General features: G+C 70.4%; 19 protein-coding genes. 13 read left to right on the top strand and 6 right to left on the bottom strand.

Annotated elements, in window-relative coordinates:
• Positions 1 to 59: 59 nt before the first annotated feature.
• From VZQ01_RS07190 to VZQ01_RS07160, 7 genes are all read left to right on the top strand, one after another.
• Positions 60 to 872, top strand: coding sequence for an ABC transporter permease subunit (locus VZQ01_RS07190; RefSeq protein WP_426747322.1), 813 nt, complete (start codon positions 60 to 62; stop codon positions 870 to 872).
• Between the two features lie 93 nt (positions 873 to 965).
• Positions 966 to 1,427, top strand: a complete 462-nt coding sequence (locus tag VZQ01_RS07185; protein WP_046712197.1) for a response regulator — start codon at positions 966 to 968, stop codon at positions 1,425 to 1,427.
• A 77-nt stretch (positions 1,428 to 1,504) separates the two neighbouring features.
• Positions 1,505 to 2,050 (top strand): YqgE/AlgH family protein, encoded by a 546-nt coding sequence (locus VZQ01_RS07180; RefSeq protein WP_223750610.1) that lies wholly within the window; start codon positions 1,505 to 1,507, stop codon positions 2,048 to 2,050.
• Complete coding sequence (locus tag VZQ01_RS07175) at positions 2,050 to 2,307, top strand: BolA family protein (protein ID WP_141326072.1); 258 nt, start codon at positions 2,050 to 2,052, stop codon at positions 2,305 to 2,307. Before VZQ01_RS07180 ends, VZQ01_RS07175 begins: the two co-directional genes overlap by 1 nt.
• 11 nt (positions 2,308 to 2,318) lie before the next feature.
• On the top strand, positions 2,319 to 2,639 hold the full coding sequence (grxD, locus tag VZQ01_RS07170) for a Grx4 family monothiol glutaredoxin (RefSeq protein WP_223750611.1): 321 nt from the start codon (positions 2,319 to 2,321) through the stop codon (positions 2,637 to 2,639).
• 79 nt (positions 2,640 to 2,718) lie between these two features.
• Positions 2,719 to 4,146 carry a DUF2914 domain-containing protein gene (locus VZQ01_RS07165; RefSeq protein ID WP_426747320.1) on the top strand — a complete coding sequence of 476 codons (1,428 nt, stop codon included), beginning with the start codon at positions 2,719 to 2,721 and terminating at the stop codon, positions 4,144 to 4,146.
• A gap of 110 nt (positions 4,147 to 4,256) precedes the next feature.
• A complete protein-coding gene (locus VZQ01_RS07160) occupies positions 4,257 to 5,543 on the top strand; it encodes a winged helix DNA-binding domain-containing protein (RefSeq protein WP_426747319.1) in 1,287 nt (428 codons plus the stop codon).
• Between the two features lie 143 nt (positions 5,544 to 5,686).
• Here the strand turns inward: VZQ01_RS07160 and VZQ01_RS07155 are convergent, their stop codons facing one another.
• Together VZQ01_RS07155 and VZQ01_RS07150 are read right to left on the bottom strand one after the other, a co-directional pair.
• Positions 5,687 to 7,297 (bottom strand): aminopeptidase P family protein, encoded by a 1,611-nt coding sequence (locus VZQ01_RS07155; protein WP_426747317.1) that lies wholly within the window; start codon positions 7,295 to 7,297, stop codon positions 5,687 to 5,689.
• Between the two features lie 33 nt (positions 7,298 to 7,330).
• Complete coding sequence (locus VZQ01_RS07150; protein WP_426747315.1) at positions 7,331 to 8,095, bottom strand: 16S rRNA (uracil(1498)-N(3))-methyltransferase; 765 nt, start codon at positions 8,093 to 8,095, stop codon at positions 7,331 to 7,333.
• Between the two features lie 134 nt (positions 8,096 to 8,229).
• Between VZQ01_RS07150 and VZQ01_RS07145 the strand changes: the two genes are divergently transcribed.
• A complete protein-coding gene (locus tag VZQ01_RS07145) occupies positions 8,230 to 9,420 on the top strand; it encodes a tRNA-uridine aminocarboxypropyltransferase (RefSeq protein WP_223750616.1) in 1,191 nt (396 codons plus the stop codon).
• A gap of 96 nt (positions 9,421 to 9,516) precedes the next feature.
• Here the strand turns inward: VZQ01_RS07145 and VZQ01_RS07140 are convergent, their stop codons facing one another.
• Both VZQ01_RS07140 and VZQ01_RS07135 read right to left on the bottom strand, forming a co-directional pair.
• Entirely contained in the window at positions 9,517 to 11,502 is a 1,986-nt protein-coding gene (locus VZQ01_RS07140; RefSeq protein ID WP_426747314.1) for a FecR domain-containing protein, read from the bottom strand.
• Positions 11,489 to 12,154: an RNA polymerase sigma factor gene (locus tag VZQ01_RS07135; RefSeq protein ID WP_426747312.1), complete on the bottom strand. Its 666-nt coding sequence runs from the start codon at positions 12,152 to 12,154 to the stop codon at positions 11,489 to 11,491. The genes VZQ01_RS07140 and VZQ01_RS07135 overlap by 14 nt, the downstream gene beginning before the upstream one ends.
• 235 nt (positions 12,155 to 12,389) lie before the next feature.
• On the opposite strand from VZQ01_RS07135, the gene VZQ01_RS07130 reads away from it, so the two are divergent.
• Positions 12,390 to 13,568 (top strand): DUF7107 domain-containing protein, encoded by a 1,179-nt coding sequence (locus VZQ01_RS07130; RefSeq protein WP_223750619.1) that lies wholly within the window; start codon positions 12,390 to 12,392, stop codon positions 13,566 to 13,568.
• A gap of 33 nt (positions 13,569 to 13,601) precedes the next feature.
• Here VZQ01_RS07130 and VZQ01_RS07125 read toward each other — a convergent pair whose 3' ends face one another.
• Entirely contained in the window at positions 13,602 to 14,603 is a 1,002-nt protein-coding gene (locus tag VZQ01_RS07125) for a class I SAM-dependent methyltransferase (RefSeq protein WP_370640424.1), read from the bottom strand.
• Here VZQ01_RS07125 and VZQ01_RS07120 point away from each other — a divergent pair.
• From VZQ01_RS07120 to VZQ01_RS07105, 4 genes are all read left to right on the top strand, one after another.
• Positions 14,602 to 15,297: a UdgX family uracil-DNA binding protein gene (locus VZQ01_RS07120; RefSeq protein ID WP_426747310.1), complete on the top strand. Its 696-nt coding sequence runs from the start codon at positions 14,602 to 14,604 to the stop codon at positions 15,295 to 15,297. The genes VZQ01_RS07125 and VZQ01_RS07120 overlap by 2 nt on opposite strands.
• Positions 15,298 to 15,447: 150 nt before the next feature.
• A complete protein-coding gene (locus VZQ01_RS07115) occupies positions 15,448 to 16,209 on the top strand; it encodes a crotonase/enoyl-CoA hydratase family protein (RefSeq protein WP_426747308.1) in 762 nt (253 codons plus the stop codon).
• 49 nt (positions 16,210 to 16,258) lie between these two features.
• The gene (locus VZQ01_RS07110) at positions 16,259 to 17,404 is read left to right on the top strand and encodes a cystathionine gamma-synthase (protein WP_267697180.1); all 1,146 of its coding nucleotides are present in this window, start codon (positions 16,259 to 16,261) and stop codon (positions 17,402 to 17,404) included.
• 189 nt (positions 17,405 to 17,593) lie between these two features.
• Positions 17,594 to 19,462 carry a metallophosphoesterase gene (locus tag VZQ01_RS07105; protein ID WP_223750624.1) on the top strand — a complete coding sequence of 623 codons (1,869 nt, stop codon included), beginning with the start codon at positions 17,594 to 17,596 and terminating at the stop codon, positions 19,460 to 19,462.
• Between the two features lie 52 nt (positions 19,463 to 19,514).
• Here the strand turns inward: VZQ01_RS07105 and VZQ01_RS07100 are convergent, their stop codons facing one another.
• A complete protein-coding gene (locus VZQ01_RS07100; protein ID WP_223750625.1) occupies positions 19,515 to 20,954 on the bottom strand; it encodes a tail fiber domain-containing protein in 1,440 nt (479 codons plus the stop codon).
• Positions 20,955 to 21,337 lie beyond the last annotated feature (383 nt).

The following is a 21,337-nucleotide window of genomic DNA, read 5'->3' as shown; positions in this document are numbered from 1 at the left end:
CGCGACGCGTCGGACAGGCTTCGGGCTCATGGCGACATGCTCCCTCGGAGGGCCCGCGCATGAACCGCATCCCCGCGCGCGCCCGCGTCGGACTCGTGCTCCTCGTCGGGCTCGGCGTCCTCAGCCTCGTCGCCGGACGGCTGTTCCCGGACGTGCTCGCGAACACGTGTCCTCTGGGCGTGGACCCGACGCGTCCGGACCGCACCGTGTGCGAGCTGGCCTTCGGCGGCCTCTGGGTCTCCCTGGCCGTGGGCCTGTGCGCCGGAGGGCTCTCCACGCTCATCGGCCTCGTCGTCGCCGCGGTGGCGCGGCTTCTCGGCGGCGTGTGGGAACAGGTCCTCCTGCGCGGCGTGGACGCGGTCTTCGCGCTGCCCGATGTGCTCGTGGTGATGGTGCTCCAGCTCGCCGGCCAGTCGCTCGCGGACGCGGGGCTCGGCGGTGGACTGGGGCCCTTCGGATTGATGGTCATGTCGCTCGCGCTGGTGGGGTGGGCCGGGCCCGCGCGGATGTTCCGCAACCGGCTGGCCACGCTGGAGGGACAGGAGTACGTCGCCGCGGCGCGCGCGCTCGGTGGTGGCGGCGCTCATGTCCTGCGTGTCCACCTGTGGCCCGCGCTCCGGCCCTTCGCGCTCGCCGTGTTCCTGAGCCGCCTGCCCACCGCCATCCTCACCGAATCCACCGTCAGCTTCTTCGGCATCGCTCGCATGGAGCCGATGTCCCTGGGCCGCTACCTGGGCACCAGCTACGCCGCCCTCATCTACGAGGGCGGCGCGCGCGTGGTGCTCCCCGCCTGGGCGCTGTTGGTGATGCTGGTGCTCGGCGCGTCGCTCGCCTCCCAGGCGCTCTCGGCGGGCCCTCGCAAGGCCTCCTGAAGAGCAGGCGCCGTGGGCGTGTCCGCTTGGAATTCCCACCGAGGACATGTGGGTTCCCATCACACGGAAACCTTTTGCCCAACCGGTGCCCTCATGTCCCTGCCCACCACTGAAGAGTTGATCCCCGTGCTCGGCCCCGACGCGAAGGAGCGCACCGAGCGCAGTGACGAGCTGAAGGTGGAGCCCGTGCGCAGCGCGGTGCTCGTCGTGGAGGACGACCCGTCCCACCGCGAAATCCTCGTGGAGATGCTGGCCGGCTGGGGCTACGAGCCCCTGCCCGTGGGCAGCGCCGAGGAGGCGGAGTTCGCCGTGCGCAACAAGCGCATGGACGCGGCCATCGTCGACGTGTTCCTCCCTGGCCGCAGCGGCGCCACGCTGATGTCACGGCTCCGTGAGCGCTTCCCCCAGGCCGTGCTCATCGGCGTGAGCGCGATGAGCGACTCCGCCATGGCGCGCAAGTGCAAGGGCCTGGGCGCGGACCTGTTCATCGGCAAGCCGCTCAACCCCGAGCGCCTGTCCGAGGCGCTCCAGTCGAAGCACACCAGCTGGCACTGAGCGAGGGGCGCCCGGCACCCGTCTTCCCAGGGCGGTTGCCGGTTGCACCGCTCGCTCGAACGGTTGATGCTCGTCTCGTGAAGAACCTCGCTCCCGGCTTCCTGCTGGCCATGCCTCAGCTCGGGGACCCGAACTTCTACCGCTCGGTCGTCTTGATGATCGAACACGGTGAGTCCGGCTCCATGGGGCTCGTCGTCAACCGGGGCGCGCCCTTGACGCTGGGCGAGCTGGCCCGCGGTCAGAAGCTCGACATCCACGAGGACCGCTCCACCCACCCCGTGTACCTGGGGGGGCCGGTGGAGCCCCAGCGTGGCTTCGTGCTGCACGACGATGGCGGGGTGCTGGAGAAGCACTCCGTCCTGCCGGGCCTGTTCCTCAGCGTGACGCTGGACGCGCTGGGGCCGCTCCTGGAGCGAAGCGCGCCCCGGCTGCGCTTCTGCCTGGGGTATGCGGGCTGGGGACCCAAGCAGTTGGAGAGTGAGATCGCCGCCGGCTCGTGGCTCTTCACGGAGGCCTCGAGCGAGGCGGTGCTGGGCCTGGAGCCCGGCAAGTTGTGGGAGACCACGTTGCGTGGCATGGGCGTGGACCCGGCCATGCTGGTGATGGGAAGGGGAATGAACTGATGCTCGACGCAGAATTCGTCCGCAGCCGCATCCTGGAGGCCCTGCCGGGCTCCGAGGTGGAGGTGCATGACACCACCGGGACGGGGGACCACTTCGAGGCCCGCGTCGTCAGCCCGGACTTCGCTGGCAAGATGATGGTGCAGCAGCACCAGCTCGTGTATGCGCCGCTCCAGCAGTGGCTCAAGTCGGGCGAGCTGCACGCGCTCGCGCTCAAGACCTATTCACCCGAGCAGTGGAAGAAGCTCGGGAACCGCTAAGGAGACACCCCATGAACCCCGACCTCAAGGCCCGGTTCGACCAGATTACCCAGTCGCACCCCATCGTCCTCTTCATGAAGGGCAACGCCCTGTTCCCCCAGTGCGGCTTCTCCGCGCGGGCGCTGCAGCTGCTGCAGCCCCACGGTGAGGTCTTCACGGTGGACGTGCTGGCGGACCCCGAGGTGCGCCAGGGCATCAAGGACTACACGAACTGGCCCACCATTCCGCAGATCTTCATCAAGGGGCAGTTCGTCGGCGGCGTCGACATCCTGTCGGGCCTGGCCGAGAGCGGCGAGCTGGCGGACCTGGTCGCGGGCAAGTCCCCGGCCTGAGCCGGGGGCCTCGGGGGGAGGGGAGACCCGCTCCCCTCGAAGCGGCTAGAATGGGCGGTCGCTACCGCGAGGAAACACCGTGGTCACCGCTACTCCGCCCAACACCTCCCAGAAGAACGAAGAGACCTCCGAGCCGTCGGGTGCCCCGACGCCGGAGGCCGTCGTCCCCGCCAACGTCGTCGTGACGGAGGCCGCCCCGGGTGTCGTCGTGCCCGTCGCGGTGGACCCCGATGACCTGGTGGCCACGGCGAAGACGCCCACGCTGATGGAGAAGGTGCAGGCGTTCCGCACGCGGCACGAGAAGTGGGAGATGGCCGCGTTCTTCTTCGGCGGCTTCCTCTACGACATCGTCTCGCTCAGCCGCATCGACGACAAGCTGACGCTGGTGCAGAGCTTCGGGTACCTGGTCATCCTGGCGACGCTGCTCCTGCTCGAGCAGCGCTACCCGGAGGGCACGGAGCCGCCGAAGCTGTTGGAGAAGGTGTGGCGCTGGCGCGAGGACGCCATCCACTTCTTCTTCGGCAGCCTGCTCAGCGTCTTCATGCTGCTCTTGTTCAAGAGCACGTCGGGCTTCACGCCCTACCTCTTCGTCGTCGGCATGTTCGCGCTGCTGGTGGCCAACGAGCTGCCGCTGTTCCGCAAGATGGGCCCGGTGGTGCGCGTCTCGCTGCTGAGCCTGTGCGTGACGATGTACTTCGCGTGCCTGCTGCCCGTGCTCATCGGGCGCATCGGCTTCTGGGTGTTCCTGCTGGCGGTGACGCTGGGCTGCGCGAGCATGTACGGGCTGATGCGGCTGATGGCGCGCTGGCGTCCGGACATGCAGTACCTGGTGCGCAACGTGGCGGTGCCGGGCTTCGGGGTGCAGGCGGCGCTGCTGGCCTGCTACCTGGTGGGCATCATCCCGCCCATCCCGCTGGCGGTGCAGTACTCGGGCATCTTCCACGACGTGAAGCGCGTCAGCCCGGGCGTGTACCAGCTGACCTCGGTGGATGACTCGGTCTGGTACAAGCCGTGGACGTGGTTCGGTCCGGACTTCGTCATCCGCCCCGGCGACAAGCCGTATTACTTCTTCCGCATCTTCGCGCCGAAGAACTTCGCGCCCTACAAGGTGCGCGTGCGCTGGTACTACGACCACCCGGAGAAGGGGTGGACGACGAACGGCAGCGGCTTCGTCGCCAACGTGAGCAGCAACGGGACGGACGGCGGCTATCGCTACTATGCGACGACCTCCAACCTGAAGCCCGGCAACTGGCGGGTGGTGCTGGAGACGGAGGACGGGCACGAAATCAATCGCCTGTCCTTCTCCGCGGGGGCGGACACGCGTACGGACCCGCGTGAGCTGGAGGTGAAGTACTCCACGCTGAAGGAGGTCCTCCCGCTGTCCACCGAGGAGTGGGAGAAGACGCGGAAGACGCCGGCCGCGCCCTCGGGTGGGACGGTGCCCGGGGCGGCTCCGGCTCCGGCCGACGAGGTGCCTCCTCAGGTGGCTCCCGCTCCGACGCCTTGAGGCGTGTGTCCGGGGGCCTACATACCTGACATATAGCTGTCACGCCCGGTCGTCATGGTGCGTCTCACGAAGCCGTCGAGCTGTCCCGGACTCGCGAGGACCCACGCCCCATGATTCCCATTCCCCTGATGTTCCTGCCGTTTCCCTTCGTGCCCGTGGACGCGCAACGCTCGAAGGGAGACGGGGCGCGTCCCCGGCGGGGCTCGGTGCTTCGGGGTGCCCAGGAGGCCGCCGTGACGACACCTCGCAAGCGTTCCTCCTCCGCGACGCGGAGCGGTGCGAAGGCGGCACCGACGCCCGTATTGACGAAGCGTGAGCTGAACCGGGCGCTGCTCGCGCGCCAGTTCCTGCTGCGACGGACCCGTGAGTCCGTGCCCCATGTTCTCGAGCACCTGGTGGGGCTCCAGGCCCAGGCTGGCAACGCGCCGTATCTGGGCCTGTGGACGCGGATGGAGGACTTCCAGCTCGAGGACCTCACCCGACGCTACGAGCAACGGGAAGTGGTTCGGGCGACGCTGCTGCGCTCCACGCAGCACCTGGTCACCGCGCGGGACTACCAGTCGCTGCGCCCCGCGCTCCAGCCCGTGTTGGACCGGATGTTCAATCACAGCGCGTATCCGCGAGAGCTCGCGGGGCTGGACATGGATGCGCTGCTCGCCGAGGGACGTCGGCTCCTCTCGCGTGAGCCCCTGAGCTCGGTGGAACTGGGGCGGCGTCTCCAGGCTCGCTGGCCGGAGCGGGATGCGCAGTCGCTGGCGTTCGTGGTGCGGGTCGCCGAGTCGCTCGTCACGGTGCCTCCGTTCGGCACCTGGGGCGTGGGCGGAGAGGTGACGTTCACTCCGTCGGCGTCGTGGCTCGGTGCGCCCCTGGAGCCCGCGCTCGCACTGGAGTCATTGGTGCGGCGCTACCTGGGCGCCTTCGGTCCCGCCAGCGTGAAGGACATGCAGCACTGGTCCGGCTTCGTGCGACTGGGCGAGGTCTTCGAGCGGATGCGCTCCGAGCTTCGCGTGTTCCGTGACGAGCAGGGCGTCGAGTTGTTCGACCTCCCCGACGCGCCCCGGCCCGACGGTGACTCGCCGGTGCCCGTGCGCTTCGTGCCCGAGTTCGACAACCTGCTGTTGTCCCACTCGGACCGCGCGCGCGTCATCTCCGAGCCGCATCGCAAGCGCGTCTTCACCGTCAACGGCATCATCCGTCCGACGGTGCTCGTGGACGGCTTCGTGCGCGGCATGTGGAAGCTGAAGTGGGAGAAGACGCGCGTCACGCTGCACGTCTCGCCCTTCGCCCGACTGTCTCGCGAGGACCGCGAGGCGCTCACGGAGGAGGGGCTGCGCCTGCTCTCCTTCGCGGCGGCGGAGGCCTCGGAGCACGAGGTGCGCTTCGCCCCGGTGGCCTGAGAGCACGCCGCGCAGCGGAACGCGGGCACGCGTGGATACGGACCTCGGAGGACTTCGTGCCCGGTGCGGCTCGACCGCGAGGTCACGGCGCCGAGCTCCCGGCCCGCACCTGCTTCGTGGTGGGGCCGGGACGTGACACGGGACTACTTGCGCTTGCCGGCCTTGGCCTTCTTCGCGGCGGGGGCCTTCGCCTTCTTCGCGGCGGCCTTCTTGCCCTTGGGGGCGGCGGACGCCTTGTCGGCGCTCCACACGCCGCTCATCCACGCCTCGATGTCCTTCACCGTGCGCGGGATGTTGCCGGACAGCACCTTGCAGCCGCGCGCGGTGACGACGATGTCGTCCTCGATGCGCACGCCGATGCCGCGGTAGCGCGCGGGCACCGTGAGGTCGTCCTTCTGGAAGTACAGGCCCGGCTCCACCGTGAGCACCATGCCCGCCTGCAGCTTCCCGTACTTGTAGGCCTCCTGCCGCGCCTGCGCGCAGTCATGCACGTCCAGCCCCAACATGTGGCTGACGTTGTGCAACGAGTAGCGCTTGTAGAACTGGTGCTCGTCCTTGAGCGCCTCCTCGGCGTCCTCGAGGATGCCCAGCTTCTCCAGGCCCTCGGCCAAGACGCGCATGGCGGCGCGGTTGGGCTCCATGAAGTCGTTGCCCGGCTTCACCGCCGCGAACGCGGCCTCCTGCGACGCGTACACCAGCTCGTAGATGGCCTTCTGCTCCGGCGAGAAGCGGCCGTTGATCGGCAGCGTGCGCGTGATGTCCGCCGTGTAGAGCGTGTGGCCCTCGACGCCCGCGTCCAGCAGGAGCAGGTCCCCGGGGACGAGCGGACCGTCATTGCGGTTCCAGTGCAGCACGCACGCGTGAGAGCCGCTGGCGACGATGCTGTTGTAGCCCGTGTCGTTGCCCTCCACCCGCGCGCGCAGGTTGAAGATGCCCTCCACGTAGCGCTCCGTCTTCGCCACCTTCAGGCTGCGGATGACGTCCTCGAAGCCGCGCTGCGTGGCGTCGATGGAGATCTGCAGCTCGCGCAGCTCCTGCGCGTCCTTGATGAGCCGCATCTCCGACAGGAACGTGGCCAGCGCCTTGTCGCGCTCGCCGCCCTCCGCCACCTCCGCGTCCACCTTGGCCGAGTGTCCGCGCAACACGCGCGTGGACTTCGCCGAGCCCTTCAGGCCCTTGAGGTACGTGTTCAGCGTGTCGAGCCCGCGCGCCTCGTCGACGTCATGTCGCGCGCGGCTCTCCGGCACGCCCAGGCGCGGGCCCACCCACAGCTCGCCCTTCACCCGGTCCGTGAAGAACGTCGCGTCCGAGCGGCCCGGGTTGGGCTCCACGAAGAGGATGTCCGTGTGGCCGCCGCCCTCCTTCGGCTCCAGCACCAGCACGCAGTCCGCCTCCATGTTGCCGGTGAGGTAGTAGAAGTCCGTGCCCGGGCGGAAGCGGTAGTACGTGTCGTTCGCGCGCACCTTCTCGTGGCCGGTGGGGATGACAAGCGTCTCGCCAGGGAACGCCTGCGACAGCGCCTTGCGACGGGCCTTGAAGGACTCCGCGTACTTGATCTTCGGCGGCAGCTTCCCCGACGCGGGCTTCCACTTCTCGAGCATGAAGTCGAGCAGCGCCTGGGGCGGCAGCGAGTCGTGGCTCGCGGGCTTCGCCGCTGGAGCCTGCGGCTCCGACGTGACGAGGGACTGCTGCTCACCGACCGCGGGCTGCGTGCTGTCGGAAGCGACCGAGGACGAAGGGATGGACGTGGCCATGGCCGATAACTCTCGGCCAGCGGCCCACCCCCTTCAAGTGCCACCTGCATCGTGACGCGCAGCAGTGTCTTCCCCGAGAAGGGCTACTTGCCCGACGAGCACGGGAACCGCCGTCTCCACCCGGAGGATGCGCGGCCCGAGCGAGAAGGGGCGGAAGCCGTGGGATTCCAACAATTGGGCCTCGAACGACACCCAACCTCCGTCGGGGCCGATGGCGAGCACGGAGCGTTGGCCGGGAGCCGCGGCCACCTGACGCAGGGGCTGCGTCGCCGGAGGGTGGGGGAGCAGGCGGACGGCGCCGGTGGGGAAGACGCTGTCGAGCTCGTCCTCGACGAAGGGGCGGAAGCGCTCGCGGACCAGGACCTCGGGCAGGCGGGTGTCGCGTGCCTGCTCCAGGCCTTGAAGGAGCAGGTCCCTCACGAACGCGCCGTCGAGCACCTTGGAGTCGAAGTAGCTCTTCTCCACGCGGGCGGCGTTGACCAGGACGATGCGGTCCACGCCCAGCGAGGCCACGGCCGGGAGGACCTTCTTGAGGGCCTTGGGGCGGGGGATGGCGAGCAGCAGGTCGATGCCCGCACGGGGCGGAGGGGGCTCGGTGAGGGACACGCGCAGGTGGAGGACGCCGGGGCTGTTCTCCAGCACCTCGCCCGAGCCCGTCAGGCCGCCCAGGCGCCCCACGCGCAGGGACTCACCGGGCTCGGCGCGCAGCACCTCCCGGGCGTGCTGGGCGCGGCGGCCGGTGAGCCGGGCGGTGCCGTCCGGCAGGAAGTCCTCGTCGAAGAGCAGCAGCAGGTTCACGGGGGGCCTGTGTACCCCGGCTGGCGGGGGCGTGGGTGGGTTCTTCCCCCGGGAGCGCCTGGCGCCCTGGCTGGCGGCGGGCCCCTGCACCGGCAGTGCTTGCCCGGTTCCGGGCCGTGCCGTAAAGCCGGGCTGTGCGTTCCCTTTGTCTTCGCTGCCACCGCCCCGAGAGCGCTTGCTACTGCTCGCAACTGCCGCCCCGGCTGGACACGCGCACCCGCGTCGTCTTCCTCCAGCACCCCCGTGAGCGCCGCGTGGCCATCGGCACCGCGCGCATGGCGCACCTGGCGCTGGCCAACTCCGAGATTCATCAGGGCGTCGACTTCACGGGCCACTCCCGCTTGGAGGAGCTGGCGAAGGACCCGGACTCCGTCGCGGTGCTCTTCCCGGGCGAGGACGCCATCTCCGTGGAGGATGCGCGCGCGCGGCCGCCGAAGACGCTCATCGTCGTGGACGGGACGTGGCCGCAGGCGAAGAAGGTCGTGTCGCGCAACCCCGTGCTCGCGGGGCTGCCGCGCATCGGCTTCGTGCCTCGGCGTCCGAGCAACTACCGCATCCGCGCGGAGCCGGCGGACCACTGTGTGTCCACCATCGAGGCGGTGGTGGAGATTCTCGGGCTGCTCGAGGGGCAGCCGGAGAAGTTCGACACGATGCTGCGCGCGTTCGAGTACATGGTCGACACGCAGCTGGGACGTCAGGCGACGCGGACCTCGCCCAATCGCCGCCGCATCCACTACGGCCCGTGGCGTCCGCCGTTCGAGCTGCGCTCGCTGGCGCAGGCCTTCGAGAACCTGGTGGTGTTCTACGGCGAGGCCAACGCGCACCCGACGGGCGCGGACATCCCGGCCGAGCTGGTGCACGTGGTGGCGTGTCGCCCCGCTTCGGGAGAGCGCTTCGAGGCCATCATCGCGCCGGAGCGGCCGCTGGCTCGCAGCACGACGCTGCACGTGGAGCTGTCGGAAGAGGTGCTGCGCGCGGGCGAGACTCGGGCCGCGGCGCTGGCGCGGTTCGAGCAGTTCCTGCGTCCGGACGATGAGCTGGCGGTGTGGACGACGTTCGCGCTCGACCTCTTGTGGGAGGGTGGGGTGGCGCGCAGGCCCGCGAGGAACGTGCGGCTGGCCACGGCGCGCGCGCTGGAGGGCAAGGCGGGCGGGGTGGAGCACGCGATGGAGCTGCTCTCGGGGCCGGACGTGCCGCGCTGGGCTCCGGGACGCGCGGGCACGCGCATCCGCGCGCTGGAGTCCGTGCTGCGCGTGCTGGTGGAGCGAGGCCAGGCGAGCGAGCCGATGAAGCGCGTGAAGCAGCGCACCGGCACCGAGGGCTGACGCGGGACGGCGGTTGATTTCAATCAGACGGGGGCGCGACGACAGCGCCTCGGGTGTCTGGTTTTGTTGGCGATGGAGCGCCCCGGGTGCGCGGGGCTACGGCAGGATGGCCGCGCCCGCCTCGCGCACGTAGCGGCCTCGCGGGAACTCCTTCAGGTACTGACGGTACTCGAGCTTCGCGTCCTGTCCCTGGAGTCGCTGTTCGAAGCAGCGCGCGCGCAGGTATCGCGCCTGTTCGCGGTGTTTCTTGCGCGGGCTCTTGTCGGCGATCTCCTCCAGGCCGGCGAGGTAGTTCTCACAGCTGCGCTGACTGAGCTGGAGCCGCGCATACCCGAGGAACCGCTCGTCCGCGTCCTTTGACAGGAGCGCCTGGGGATTGTGGTCATCCTTCTTCGGTGGCGTGGCCTCCGCCACCTTCGTGGGCTGCGAGGGTGCAGTGGCGGGCGCGCGTGGCGGCGTCATGCGCTCCGTCACCGAGGGGGCCGGGTAGGGCGCGAAGTCCTGCGACGGATCGAGGGGAGAGGACGGCGGCTGGGTCGTGGCGACGGTGGCGGGAGGCTCTGCCTGGGGCGCGTCCTCGGTGTCGGGCGGCACGGCCACGGTGTCGGGCAGCTCGGGCGCAGGGGGGCTCTCGCGTTGAGGCGAGAGGGATGCGACCACGAGCTTCTTCGATTGCGCCTTCATCACCGGCGCCGTCGCGACGGCGGACTTCACCGTGCTCGGAGCCTGCGGCGCGTGGGCCACCGCGGGCAACACGTCCTGCGCTCGCGCGGGAGGGTTCGCGGCGGTGGGCACCGTGGTGCCGACATCCTGGGTCGAGGACTCGGTCGGACGCTCGAACACCTCCAGCGCTTCGCGGTCCGGTTGGGACAACTTCTCCTGCTTCAGGGCCTGGTCGTGGGAGCGCAGCTCGACGCGCTCGCCAGCGCCCACCATGCGCGCGGGCTGTCCCTCCAGCTCCACGCGCACGCGGCCCTCGGACACCGCCACCGATGCGCCCAGCGCCGTGCGCTCCACGGTGAAGACCGTGCCGACCACGGACACGCGCAGGCCCGCGACGTCCACGCGGAAGCCGCGCCGCTCGGCGTGCGAGGCCTTCACCGACAAGCGGCCCTGATGCACCGTGAGGTGCACGTCGCTCGGCTCGGCCTTCGACAGCTCCACCTCGGAGCCCGCGGACACGCGGACCTGACTTGCATCCGGGAGCCGCAACATCGCGGAGGCCTTCGCGGGCGTCTTCACCGCGACACCCGAGCGCAATCGCATCCCGGCGCGCAGCTCGCGCTCCTGCCCGCCCTGTTCCTTGAGCACCGCTCCCGGCACGCTGTCGGTCCGCGCGAAGGTGCCGTCCATCGCGAGCGACTCCACCGCGCTCTCCGAGGACGTCGTGCTGCCCGTGGACCCGGGCTGTTCCGCGAGCGCCTCGTCTGTCGACCTCGTCTGCTCTACGAGTTCCGTGCCCGCGGGCACGGTCGTCCGTCCCGCGAGCGCCTCGTCCGACGTCGTCGCCTTGCCCGCGAGTACCTCGCTCGTGGGCGTCCCGCGTGTCGTCGAGATGCTGATGAGGAAGAGCGCGAGCGCCACCGCACAGGCCCCCGCGAGTGCCAGGGCCCACGGCCATCGCGCGTGCTGTGCCCCGGTGCTCGCGGCCGCGTCGGTTCGTGCCCACGGCCACCGCGAGCGTTGTGCCCCCGAGCTCGCGGTCGCGTCGGTTCGTGCCCACGGCCACCGCGAGCGTTGTGCCCCCGAGCTCGCGGTCGCGTCGGTTCGCGCCCACGGCCACCGCGAGCGTTGTGCCCCCGAGCTCGCGGTCGCGTCGGTCCGCGCCCACGGCCACCGCGTGCGCTTCGCCTCCGTGCTCGCGGCGACCTTGGCTCTGAGGGCCGTGCCGACCGCGTCCCAGCGCACCACGGGCTCCACCTGTCGGGCCTCGTGCAGCATGGCGCGACTCGTGCGGACCTGCTCCCACTGAGCGGCGCACGCGGGGCACTCGGACAGATGCGCCCGGATGCGCGCGGAGTCCTCGGCGCTCAGCTCGTCGGCCGCCAGCGACCACAGCGCGCCTGCCTCAGGGTGAGCCATACGGGCCTCCAGGGCGGCGGGTGGCGAGCAGTCGCTGCATGGCCTCGTTGAACTCCAATCTCGCGTGGTGCAGCCGGCTGCGGACGGTGTTGGGAGAGCTTCCCACGGCCTCGGCGATTTCGTCCGGGCTCATTCCGCACAGCTCGTAGTACACGAAGACGATTCGCTTCTTGGGCTTGAGCCGCTCCAGCGCCAGCTCCACCAGCCGGGCCGCCTGCCTGCGCTGCGCCGCGGCCTCCGGGTCCTCGCCCGAAGACTCGCACTCCGGAGGCTCCGCGACCGAGTCCTCCGGCCTCCTGCGCCTCCACCGCAGATGCGACAGCGCCACGTTCGAGCACACCCGATAGAAGAACGTCCGGAAGCGCGACTCGCCCCGATAGCCCTTCACCGCCGTGAGCAGCCGCAGGTACGTCTCCTGGAGCAGGTCCTCCACGTCCACGCGATTGCCCACCAGGTGCCGCAAGGTGCGCGCCGCGTCCACCTTCGTCAGTTCATAGAGACGCTCGAAGGCGGTGAGGTCCCCGTCCTGCAGCCGGCTCACGAGCAGCCGCAGCTGCGGCTCATCCGACGTGGGAGGTATGGCCGGACCTGGCCCAGGGCGCTCTTCGGGCGAGGCGGCGGTCGCCAGTGCCTGGGCATCACGGAGAATCACTGGACGCTCTCCCTCCGGGACCCGCCGCGAGGTTCCCCCTTGCAGGAGCGCCCCACCGTCCATGTGAAAGGTCCAGGTCAGCACACTACCTCCGTGCCCCTGGGTCGCCGCGGCGGCGTGGGACGATCAAAAAAGATTTTTGATCAGCCGTCAGCGCCCCGGAGTCCAACGCGGGTGAAACCGGACAACCCACCCGGTGGCCGGACCGGTTCCCCGTAGCTCGGAGTCCCCGCTCATGAGGCACAACCCCCTGCGACGCCTGCTGGCGCCGCTGCTCGTGCTGTTCGCCTTCCTCCAAGGCTGCATCATCCACGAGCCCGACGACAGTTGGATGGACGACGAGGACGTCTGCTACTGCTCCACCAACGCCGACTGTGATTCGGGTCAGCAGTGCGTCGGCGGGTACTGTCGAGACGTCGGCTCCGGCACCCAGCGGTGTTCCTCCTCGCTCGAGTGTCCCGGCACGCAGATCTGCCTCGACAACTTCTGTGCTCAGCCCTGCGTCCGCAACGGCGAGTGCCCCAGTGGTCGCTGTGAGGGCGGCTTCTGCACGCCCTCCTCCACGCCGCGCCCCGACGCGGGCACTCCCGATGGTGGTCCTCGTCCGGATGGCGGGTCGCGCCCCGACGGCGGTTCCCGCCCCGACGGTGGTATCGACGGTGGTCCCGTGACGGACGCGGGCCCCGGCCCCACGTGCTGGGTGAACGCGGACTGCGGCGCGGGCAACTACTGCATCAACAACCAGTGCGTGCGCGGCTGCTCGACGGACTCCAACTGCTCTGGCGACGAGGCGTGCGTCTCGGGCGTGTGCCGCCCGCGTCCGCCGGACCCGAACGCGTGCCGCTCGGCGTACGACTGCAGGGATGGCAAGGACTGCGTGGACGGCCAGTGCCGGGCGCAGTGCGAGTCCACCACGCAGTGCCCCGAGGACTACTCGTGCCAGATCGGCTACTGCCTGCCGATTCCCCACGGCGGTGAGTGCCGCGCCAACTGCGACTGCCCCTCCGGCCAGGTCTGCACCAACGGCCAGTGCCGCTCGCCGCAGCCGGAGCCGGGCCAGACGTGCATGGCCAACTGCGACTGCCCCTCCGGTCAGGTCTGCACCAGCGGCTACTGCCGTCCTCCGCAGCCGCCGCCTCCGCCTCCCGACGCGGGGCCGGGCACGTACTGCGCCGCCAACTGCGACTGCCCCTCCGGTCAGGTCTGCACCAACGGCTCCTGCCGCGCGCCCACGCCTCCGCCTCCCGACGCGGGCTCCAGCAACGTCTGCCGCGCCAACTGCGAGTGCCCGGAGAACCACGCGTGCACCGACGGCGTGTGCAAGCCCGTCAACCGCGGCAGTGGCCAGGCCTGTGTGGCCAACTGCGAGTGCCCCGCGGGCGAGCGCTGCGTCGAGAACGCGTGCTGGCTGTAGCCAGGTGACGTCCCGGGTGGCGCCCTCGCTTCGTCAGGGCGCCACCATCCGCCAGCAGCGGTGGATGTCCTTGCGCTGGAAGTCCTCGGGGATGGAGCCGGGCGTGAGCTCCTCCACGGACTTCCAGCCGCGCGTCGCCTTGGCGTCCAGTTGGAAGCCGAGGAAGTTGTTGGAGAAGTAGAGGACGCCTCCGGGGGACAGCAGCGTCCGGAGCGCGTCCAGCATGCGCACGTGGTCGCGCTGCACGTTGAAAGAGCCCGTCATCTTCTTCGACGTGGAGAAGGAGGGCGGGTCGCAGACGATGAGGTCGAAGCGCTCGGGGCCTCGGGCCTGGGCTTCCACCCAGGCCTTGGCGTCGCCGCGGACCAGCTCGTGGCGCGCGTCCGCGAGGCCATTGAGGTCCAGGTTGTCCTCGGCCCAGTCGAGGTACGTGTTGGACAGGTCCACCGTCACGGTGCTCGCGGCGCCGCCGGCGGCGGCGTAGACGGTGAACGCGCCCGTGTACGCGAAGAGGTTGAGGAAGCGCTTGCCCCGGACCTCCTCGCGCACGCGCTGGCGTGTGTCGCGGTGGTCCATGAAGAGGCCGGTGTCCAGGTAGTCGCCCAGGTTGACCCAGAACTTCAGGCCGCGCTCCTCGACGACGAGCCGACCGCTGCCCTCGCCCACGCGGCCATACTGCGCGCGGCCCCAGGGCTGGGGCGTGTGCGTCTTGACGAAGACGCGCTCGGCGGGCGTCTCGAGCACCTGGGTCACCGCGGCGAGGACCTCCTCGCGCTGCGTCTCCGCGGTGCCGGACTTGAGGGCCTTGCGGCGTGGGTACTCGGTGACGTGCACGCAGTCGCCGTAGATGTCGACCGCGTAGGGGTACTCGGGAATGTCCCGGTCATAGACGCGGAAGGCCGTCAGCCCCTGGGCGCGAGCCCACCTGCGGAAGTGCTTCGAGCCCTTGCGCAGCCGGTTGGCGAACATGCCGGCCTCCGCCTGGGGTGCCGCGTCGTCGCCGCCGTTGCCGTGAATACCTTGTGGGTCAGCCATGCCCAAGCGTCCCTCCGTCCAGACCACCGCGGCCCCACTCATCCCTGAGTCTCCGACGTACGACAAGCTCCGAGAAGCCGCTTCGGGCTGTCAGGCGTGTCCCTTGTGGAAGACGGGGACGCAGACCGTGTTCGGCGAGCCGGTGGGGAGGCCCGGTCCAGGCCCCAGGGTGATGCTGGTGGGCGAGCAGCCTGGAGACCAGGAGGACCGTGAGGGCAGGCCCTTCGTGGGGCCGTCCGGCAGGCTGCTGGACGAGGCGCTGGAGGAGGCCGGCATCGACCGCTCGCAGGCGTATGTCACCAACACGGTGAAGCACTTCAAGTGGACGGGGGACGGCAAGCGCCGCATCCACGCGAAGCCCAACACCACCGAGGTGCGCGCGTGCCTGCCGTGGCTCGAGGCGGAGATACAGGTGTTCCGCCCCGACATCCTCGTGTGCCTGGGGGCCACCGCGGCGCAGGCGCTGCTCGGCAAGGACTTCCGCGTGACGCAGCAGCGAGGGCAGCCGATTCCCTCCGCGTGGGCGCCCATCGTCGTGCCCACGGTGCACCCCTCGTCCATCCTGCGAGCGCCGGACTCGGAGGCCCGGGAGCGGCAGCGCGAGGCGTTCGTCGAGGATTTGCGCGCGGTGGCGCGGCTCATCCGCGAGGCGTCCTCGGACAGGGGAGGGGAGGACGCGCACGCGCCGAGGTGATGGCGGTGGGGCCGCGAAGGCAGAAGCCTTGTGGCCGTGAGCATGTGGTTGCGCCATCACCCTCGCCTCAATGCGTCCTCGCAGAGCGCAGGGGGCGTCCGCGCGCCGAGGTGATTGCGGTGCGGCAGCGCGCGGAGAAGACTCCGCGCCATGAGCGTGCGCACCGAGAAGAACGGCCCCGTCACCACCGTCGTCCTCCACCGTCCCGAGGTGCGCAACGCCGTGGACGGTGCCACAGCGCAGCTCCTCGCGGACGCCTTCCGCGCGTTCGACGCGGACACGGAGTCGCGAGTCGGCGTCCTCCACGGCGACGGAGGCACCTTCTGCGCGGGCGCGGACCTCAAGGCCGTCTCCGAAGGCCGCATGCCGCGTCTCCAGATGGACGGCGACGGTCCCATGGGCCCCTCGCGCATGGTGCTGGGCAAGCCCGTCATCGCGGCCATCAGCGGCCACGCCGTCGCCGGGGGCCTGGAACTCGCGCTGTGGTGTGACCTGCGCGTCGTCGAGGAGGACGCGGTGCTCGGCGTCTTCTGCCGGCGCTGGGGCGTGCCGCTCATCGACGGCGGCACCGTGCGCCTGCCCCGGCTCATCGGGTTGTCCCGGGCCCTGGACCTCATCCTCACCGGCCGCCCCGTGTCCGCCCAGGAGGCGCTGGGCATGGGGCTGGTCAACCGCGTCGTCCCCAAGGGTCAGGCCCGGGAGGCCGCGGAGGCGCTCGCCCGGGAGGTGGCCGCCTTCCCCCAGGCCTGCATGAACGCGGACCGCGCCTCGGCCTACGCCCAGGGGGGCCTCTCCCAGGAAGAAGCACTGCGTCAGGAGTTCATCCGGGGCGTCAAGGTGCTGGAGTCCGAGTCCGTCCCGGGGGCCACCCGCTTCGCGAAGGGGGCCGGGCGGCACGGGAAGTTCGAGTAATGCGGAGGTGCTGATGCACGGCCCGGGGGCCTGTGTTAGTCCCCCCGCCATGCGCTTCGACACCCTCGCCATTCATGCCGGCCAGGAGCCGGACCCCACGACGGGCGCCATCATGACCCCCGTCTACCTGACCTCCACCTACGTCCAGGACGGGCCGGGGGAACACAAGGGCTACGAGTACAGCCGTACGCAGAACCCCACCCGCAAGGCGCTCCAGGACTGCCTGGCCGCGCTCGAGGGCGCGAAGTACGGCGCCGCCTTCGCCTCCGGCCTCGCGGGCACCGACATGCTGATGCACATGTTGGATCACGGTGACCACGTCATCGTCTCCGACGACGTGTACGGCGGCACCTTCCGCCTGTTCGACAAGGTCTACAAGCGCTGCGGCTTGAACTTCTCCTTCGTCGACCTGTCCCAGCCGGGCGCCTTCGAGAAGGCGATTACCCCGAAGACGAAGATGGTGTGGGTGGAGACGCCCACCAACCCGATGCTCAAGCTCATCGACCTGGCCGCCATCGCCCAGGTCGCCAAGAAGCACAGCATCCTCGCCGTCGCCGACAACACGTTCATGACGCCGTACTTCCAGCGTCCGCTGGACCTCGGCTTCGACGTGGTGGCGCACTCCACCACCAAGTACCTCAACGGCCACAGCGACGTGGTGGGCGGCTTCGTCTGCACCAGCCGCGATGACGTCGCCGAGCGGATGTACTTCCTCCAGAACGCGGTGGGCGGCGTGTCCGGCGCGTTCGACAGCTTCCTCGTGCTGCGTGGCGTGAAGACGCTCCACGTCCGCATGGACCGCCACGCGCACAACGCGATGAAGGTGGCCCAGTACCTGGCCACGCACCCGAAGGTGAAGAAGGTCACCTACCCGGGCCTGGAGACGCACCCGCAGCACGCGCTCGCCAAGCAGCAGATGACGGGCTTCGGCGGCATGCTGACGTTCGACATCCACGGCGGCCTGGAGGCGGCGCGCACCTTCCTCAAGACGGTGAAGGTCTTCGCCTGCGCGGAGTCGCTCGGCGGCGTCGAGTCCCTCATCGAGCACCCGGCCATCATGACCCACGCCTCCGTGCCCAAGGAGACGCGCGAGAAGCTCGGCATCGCCGACGGCTTCATCCGCCTGTCCGTGGGCATCGAGGACGCGCGGGACCTCATCGATGACCTGGCCCAGGCGCTCGACGCGGCGAAGTAGCCCGCATCCCCGACCAGCAGGCCGCTGACCCAGGGCCTCCTTGCTCCCTCTTCGTGGGGCGCATGGAGGCCCTTCGTCCGTGCGCGCCCTGACGGCCGTGGCTCGCGCTCGGCTGCCCAGCCGCCTGGGAGGATGCGCGACTGTCGGGTATCGGAATGTTCAGCGGTGCGGGTCGATTGGGGGCCGACCATGAGCAACCGACCGATTCTCTCCGCTTGCCTGCTGGGCGTGCTGTGTTCGGCCGTCTCCGGCTGTGACGAGCCCCTCTCTTCTCCCGACAAGTCCGCGCCCGTCGAGACGCCCGCTCCCGAGGCCTCCGACGTCGCCGGGACTCCGCTGACGGCGCCCGACTGCCGCATCCTCACCACGCAGCTGGCGACGGCGAGTGGCGATGACGGTGCTGGCAGCGTCGCCGCGAACTCGCAGGACGATGACGTGTCGACGCGCTGGAGCGGGCCGGGCGTGGGCGCGTTCCTCACGATGGACCTGGGCTCGTCGCAGTCCGTGGCGGGCGTCACCGTGGCGTGGCACCGCGGCAACGAACGACAGAACCACTTCGTCCTCTCCACGTCCGTGGACGGCGTGAGCTTCACCCAGGCCCTCGCGGGAGACAGTGCGCTGAACACGCAGGCGCAGACGTATGCGTTCAGCGCGCGTCAGGCGCGCTACGTGCGCGTCACCGTGAACGGGAACACGGTGAACGACTGGGCCTCCATCACCGAGGCGCGAGCGTGTGGTGAGCGCACGGTGCCGCCCGCGCCCACGGCGGACTCGGGGCCCGTGCTGCCGCGCCTGCCGTACCTCCAGAGCGTGGGGCCCACGAGCGCCATCATCGCGTTCCGCTCGGGCGTGTCGTGTACGCCCTTCGTGCGCTTCGGTGACGGCTCGCTGCTGGCGCGCACGGCGACGGCCATCGTCGCGGGCTGGCGTCACGCGGTGAAGCTGGAGGGACTGCGGCCGGGACAGTCCTATGGGTACAGCGTGGAGGCGTGCGGCTCCGTCACGGGGCTGCGGACGTTCCGCACGGCGTCGGCTCCGGGGACGCCGCGCGTGCGCTTCACGACGATGGGGGACTTCGGCACGGGCGGCTCCGCGCAGTCGAAGGTGATGGCGGTGATGAACAAGCCCGAGTGGCGCGGGGAGTTCCTCGTCGCGCTGGGGGACAACGCCTACTCCTCCGGCACGGACCAGGAGTTCCAGGACCGGATGTTCAAGCCCATGGCCGCGCTGCTGCGCGAGGTGCCGGTGTTCCCCGTGCTGGGCAATCACGAGTACGTGACGAGCCAGGGCCAGCCCTACCTCGACAACTTCTACCTGCCGGCGAACAACCCCGCCAAGAGCGAGCGCTACTACTCGTTCGATTGGGGCAACGTGCACTTCGTGGCGCTCGACTCCAACTGCGCCATCGGCATGGCGTCCTCGGACCGGTGCTCGGCATCCGCGCAGCAGGCGTGGGCCGAGCAGGACCTGGCGGCGAGCAAGCTTCCGTGGAAGGTCGTCTTCTTCCACCACCCGGCCTGGTCCAGCGGCGAGCATGGCTCCCAGCTCACCGTGCGCCGCGCCTACGCGCCGATGTTCGAGAAGCACGGCGTGGACCTGGTGCTCACGGGGCATGACCACAACTACGAGCGCAGCAAGCCGATGAAGGGCGACGCGGTGGCGCCGTCGGGCACGCGCGGCATCCCCTACGTCGTGGTCGGCAGCGGCGGCGCGACGCTGCGCTCCTTCCCGAGCAGCCAGCCCTCGTGGACGGCGCTGCGCGACAACCAGGTGTACGGCTTCATGGATGTCATCGTGGATGGCGGCACATTGACGGCGCGGCTCATCACCTCCACGGGCACCGTGCGCGACACCCTCACGCTCACGAAGACGCTGCCGACGACGTGGATGACGACGACGAAGCTCGAAGCGATGGAGACAGTGCCCGGTCCCGTCGACGACCCGGCCCGCATGCCGGAGAGCCTGCGGGCCCGGCCTCCGCTGCCTCCCGCGGACCGGCTGGAGGACGTGGCGGATGCGCCCGAGCCGCCCGTGCTCAGTGCGGAGGAGGTCCCGTAGCGCCTGAGCCCTCGCCACGGCGGAGCGTGCGCCGTGGCGAGCCTTCACCTCATCAGTGCCGCGAGTCCTTCGCCTGGATGGCGGCTTCCAGTCGGGACAGGCCGCGCTTGAGCTCGGCGAGCTCGCTCTTGAGCGCATCGACCTCCGCGGTCTTCTCTCGCAGCTCGCGCGTGCGGACCTCCAGCGCCTGGATGGCGGCCAGGTTGACGCCGTCCATGTCCAGCTGTCCGATGGTCTTGTCCCCCGCGCCCAGGCCGAAGGCCGCGTGGAAGTCCTGCGCCACCGGACCCAGGTGACGCACCTCGCTTGCCTCGCCCTTGAAGCGCCAGGTGGAGATGGGCAGCCTGGCGACCTTCGTCAGCAGCGCCTCGCCGTCGACCTGGCGGAAGTCCTCCTTCAGGTTCCGGTCCGACGAGCACTCCCACCCCGCGGAGTTCGTGCGCAGCTCGCAGCGCGAGCCCAGGTTGGCGCTCGTGTAGAACATGACACCGCCCGCGGCGCGGACCATGAACTGGTTGTCGTTGACGATGCTGGCCGTGCTCACGCCGGAGCGGTCTCCCCAGATGAACGCGCCCGTCTTCCCGTTCGTCGACACATCCTGTCCGAGCGCGAAGCTGTAGTTGCCGGTGGCCTGGACGCTTGCGCCAATCGCCAGCGCGCCGCGGCCCGAGACCGTGTTCCCGGTGCCGAGCCCGATGGCGGAGAGTCCGGTGACGTTGTTGCCGCTCCCCATCGCGATGCCGCCCACCTCGCTGGTGGTGTTCCCTGCGCCCAGCGCGATGGAGCTGTCACCGCGCGCCACGTTGTCCTTCCCCATGGCGAACGACGCGGCCCCCTTGGCCAGCGAGCGATAGCCACCCGCCCAGGAGAAGTTGCCGACGCTGCCGTCGTCCCACTGCGTCTCCGTGTAGCCCGCGCGGAACGCCGCGAGGCCCGGCGCCCACATCAGCCGGGTGCCCGCGCCCGACACCGGCAATAGCCCCTTGTCCACCTCGCCGCTCGCCACCAGGCCTCCCGCCGAGTCCACGGTGAAGACCGGGAACTGCTTCCAGCTCGCGCCCGCCGACGTGGTGTTCAGCACCCTGAGCAGCGGACCCGGCGACTCGACGGTGGAGGCCGCGTCGACGAGCAGGTCCGAGCGCGTCGACAGCTGCCCGTGGGTGGTGCCCGAGCCCGTGAGCGCGAAGGAGCCCGTCTGCGCGGCGGTGGTGTTCTGCACGTAGTGCGCGCTGCCCGCCAGGGGCGCTCGCGCATCCGTGAGTCTCGGGTCGCTGGTCGGCACCGGCGCGTTGGCGCCGTCGTAGCGCACCCGCAGGACGTTGCCTTCCAACGCCAGCCCCTCGCCCACCTCCCAGCCGGTGCCACTCGGCCCCTGGGGACCTTGAGGGCCCTGCGGCCCCTGGAGTCCCTCGGCGCCGCGCGCTCCATCCGAGCCACAGCCCAGCCCCGCGAAGGTGACGCCCAGCGCGGCCAGCCATGTCCTGACACCCATTCGATTCCTCCTGGCGAGATAGGGCCCGAAGTCTAGCGCCCTACGCGCCAGGTAATCTCGGAGAGATGGGTTCTCTCCGTGTCCTACCCGGGTGCCGGTGAACGATACGCCCCAGGGCAGTGACGCGTCTCGCGCCCGGTGTGGGGACAGGCGCGGCATTGTCGGGCGCTGGGGGGCCTGGCGAGGGCGCCGCATTTCGGACACCGGTTGATGACGGCGGTGTCGGGCGGGCTCGGCCAGGAGCCGGCGTTCGAGGTGGCGGGAGGGGCCTTCCTTCCCCGTCCTTGAAGGGGCGCGGGCTTCGAATGGCCCGCGCCCCCTCACTCCTCAGCGGTGCTCCTCCTGTTGTACTGGAGGGGCGAGAGGCTCCTCATATGAGCCCC

The sequence above is a fragment of the Myxococcus faecalis genome (assembly GCF_050039385.1).
Lineage (GTDB): Bacteria > Myxococcota > Myxococcia > Myxococcales > Myxococcaceae > Myxococcus > Myxococcus fulvus.
The sequence above is the reverse complement of the archived record's forward strand: the minus strand, read 5'-3'. Positions and strand labels throughout refer to the sequence as shown.

Excerpts from the sequence above, each read along its gene's own strand:
- grxD (WP_223750611.1), top strand. The coding sequence starts at position 2,319 with ATGAACCCCGACCTCAAGGCCCGGTTCGACCAGATTACCCAGTCGCAC.
- VZQ01_RS07120 (WP_426747310.1), top strand. The coding sequence starts at position 14,602 with ATGCCCAAGCGTCCCTCCGTCCAGACCACCGCGGCCCCACTCATCCCT.
- VZQ01_RS07140 (WP_426747314.1), bottom strand. The coding sequence starts at position 11,502 with ATGGCTCACCCTGAGGCAGGCGCGCTGTGGTCGCTGGCGGCCGACGAG.
- VZQ01_RS07100 (WP_223750625.1), bottom strand. The coding sequence starts at position 20,954 with ATGGGTGTCAGGACATGGCTGGCCGCGCTGGGCGTCACCTTCGCGGGG.
- VZQ01_RS07130 (WP_223750619.1), top strand. The coding sequence starts at position 12,390 with ATGAGGCACAACCCCCTGCGACGCCTGCTGGCGCCGCTGCTCGTGCTG.
- VZQ01_RS07105 (WP_223750624.1), top strand. The coding sequence starts at position 17,594 with ATGAGCAACCGACCGATTCTCTCCGCTTGCCTGCTGGGCGTGCTGTGT.
- VZQ01_RS07115 (WP_426747308.1), top strand. The coding sequence starts at position 15,448 with ATGAGCGTGCGCACCGAGAAGAACGGCCCCGTCACCACCGTCGTCCTC.
- VZQ01_RS07160 (WP_426747319.1), top strand. The coding sequence starts at position 4,257 with ATGATTCCCATTCCCCTGATGTTCCTGCCGTTTCCCTTCGTGCCCGTG.
- VZQ01_RS07110 (WP_267697180.1), top strand. The coding sequence starts at position 16,259 with ATGCGCTTCGACACCCTCGCCATTCATGCCGGCCAGGAGCCGGACCCC.
- VZQ01_RS07175 (WP_141326072.1), top strand. The coding sequence starts at position 2,050 with ATGCTCGACGCAGAATTCGTCCGCAGCCGCATCCTGGAGGCCCTGCCG.
- VZQ01_RS07155 (WP_426747317.1), bottom strand. The coding sequence starts at position 7,297 with ATGGCCACGTCCATCCCTTCGTCCTCGGTCGCTTCCGACAGCACGCAG.
- VZQ01_RS07185 (WP_046712197.1), top strand. The coding sequence starts at position 966 with ATGTCCCTGCCCACCACTGAAGAGTTGATCCCCGTGCTCGGCCCCGAC.
- VZQ01_RS07190 (WP_426747322.1), top strand. The coding sequence starts at position 60 with ATGAACCGCATCCCCGCGCGCGCCCGCGTCGGACTCGTGCTCCTCGTC.
- VZQ01_RS07125 (WP_370640424.1), bottom strand. The coding sequence starts at position 14,603 with ATGGCTGACCCACAAGGTATTCACGGCAACGGCGGCGACGACGCGGCA.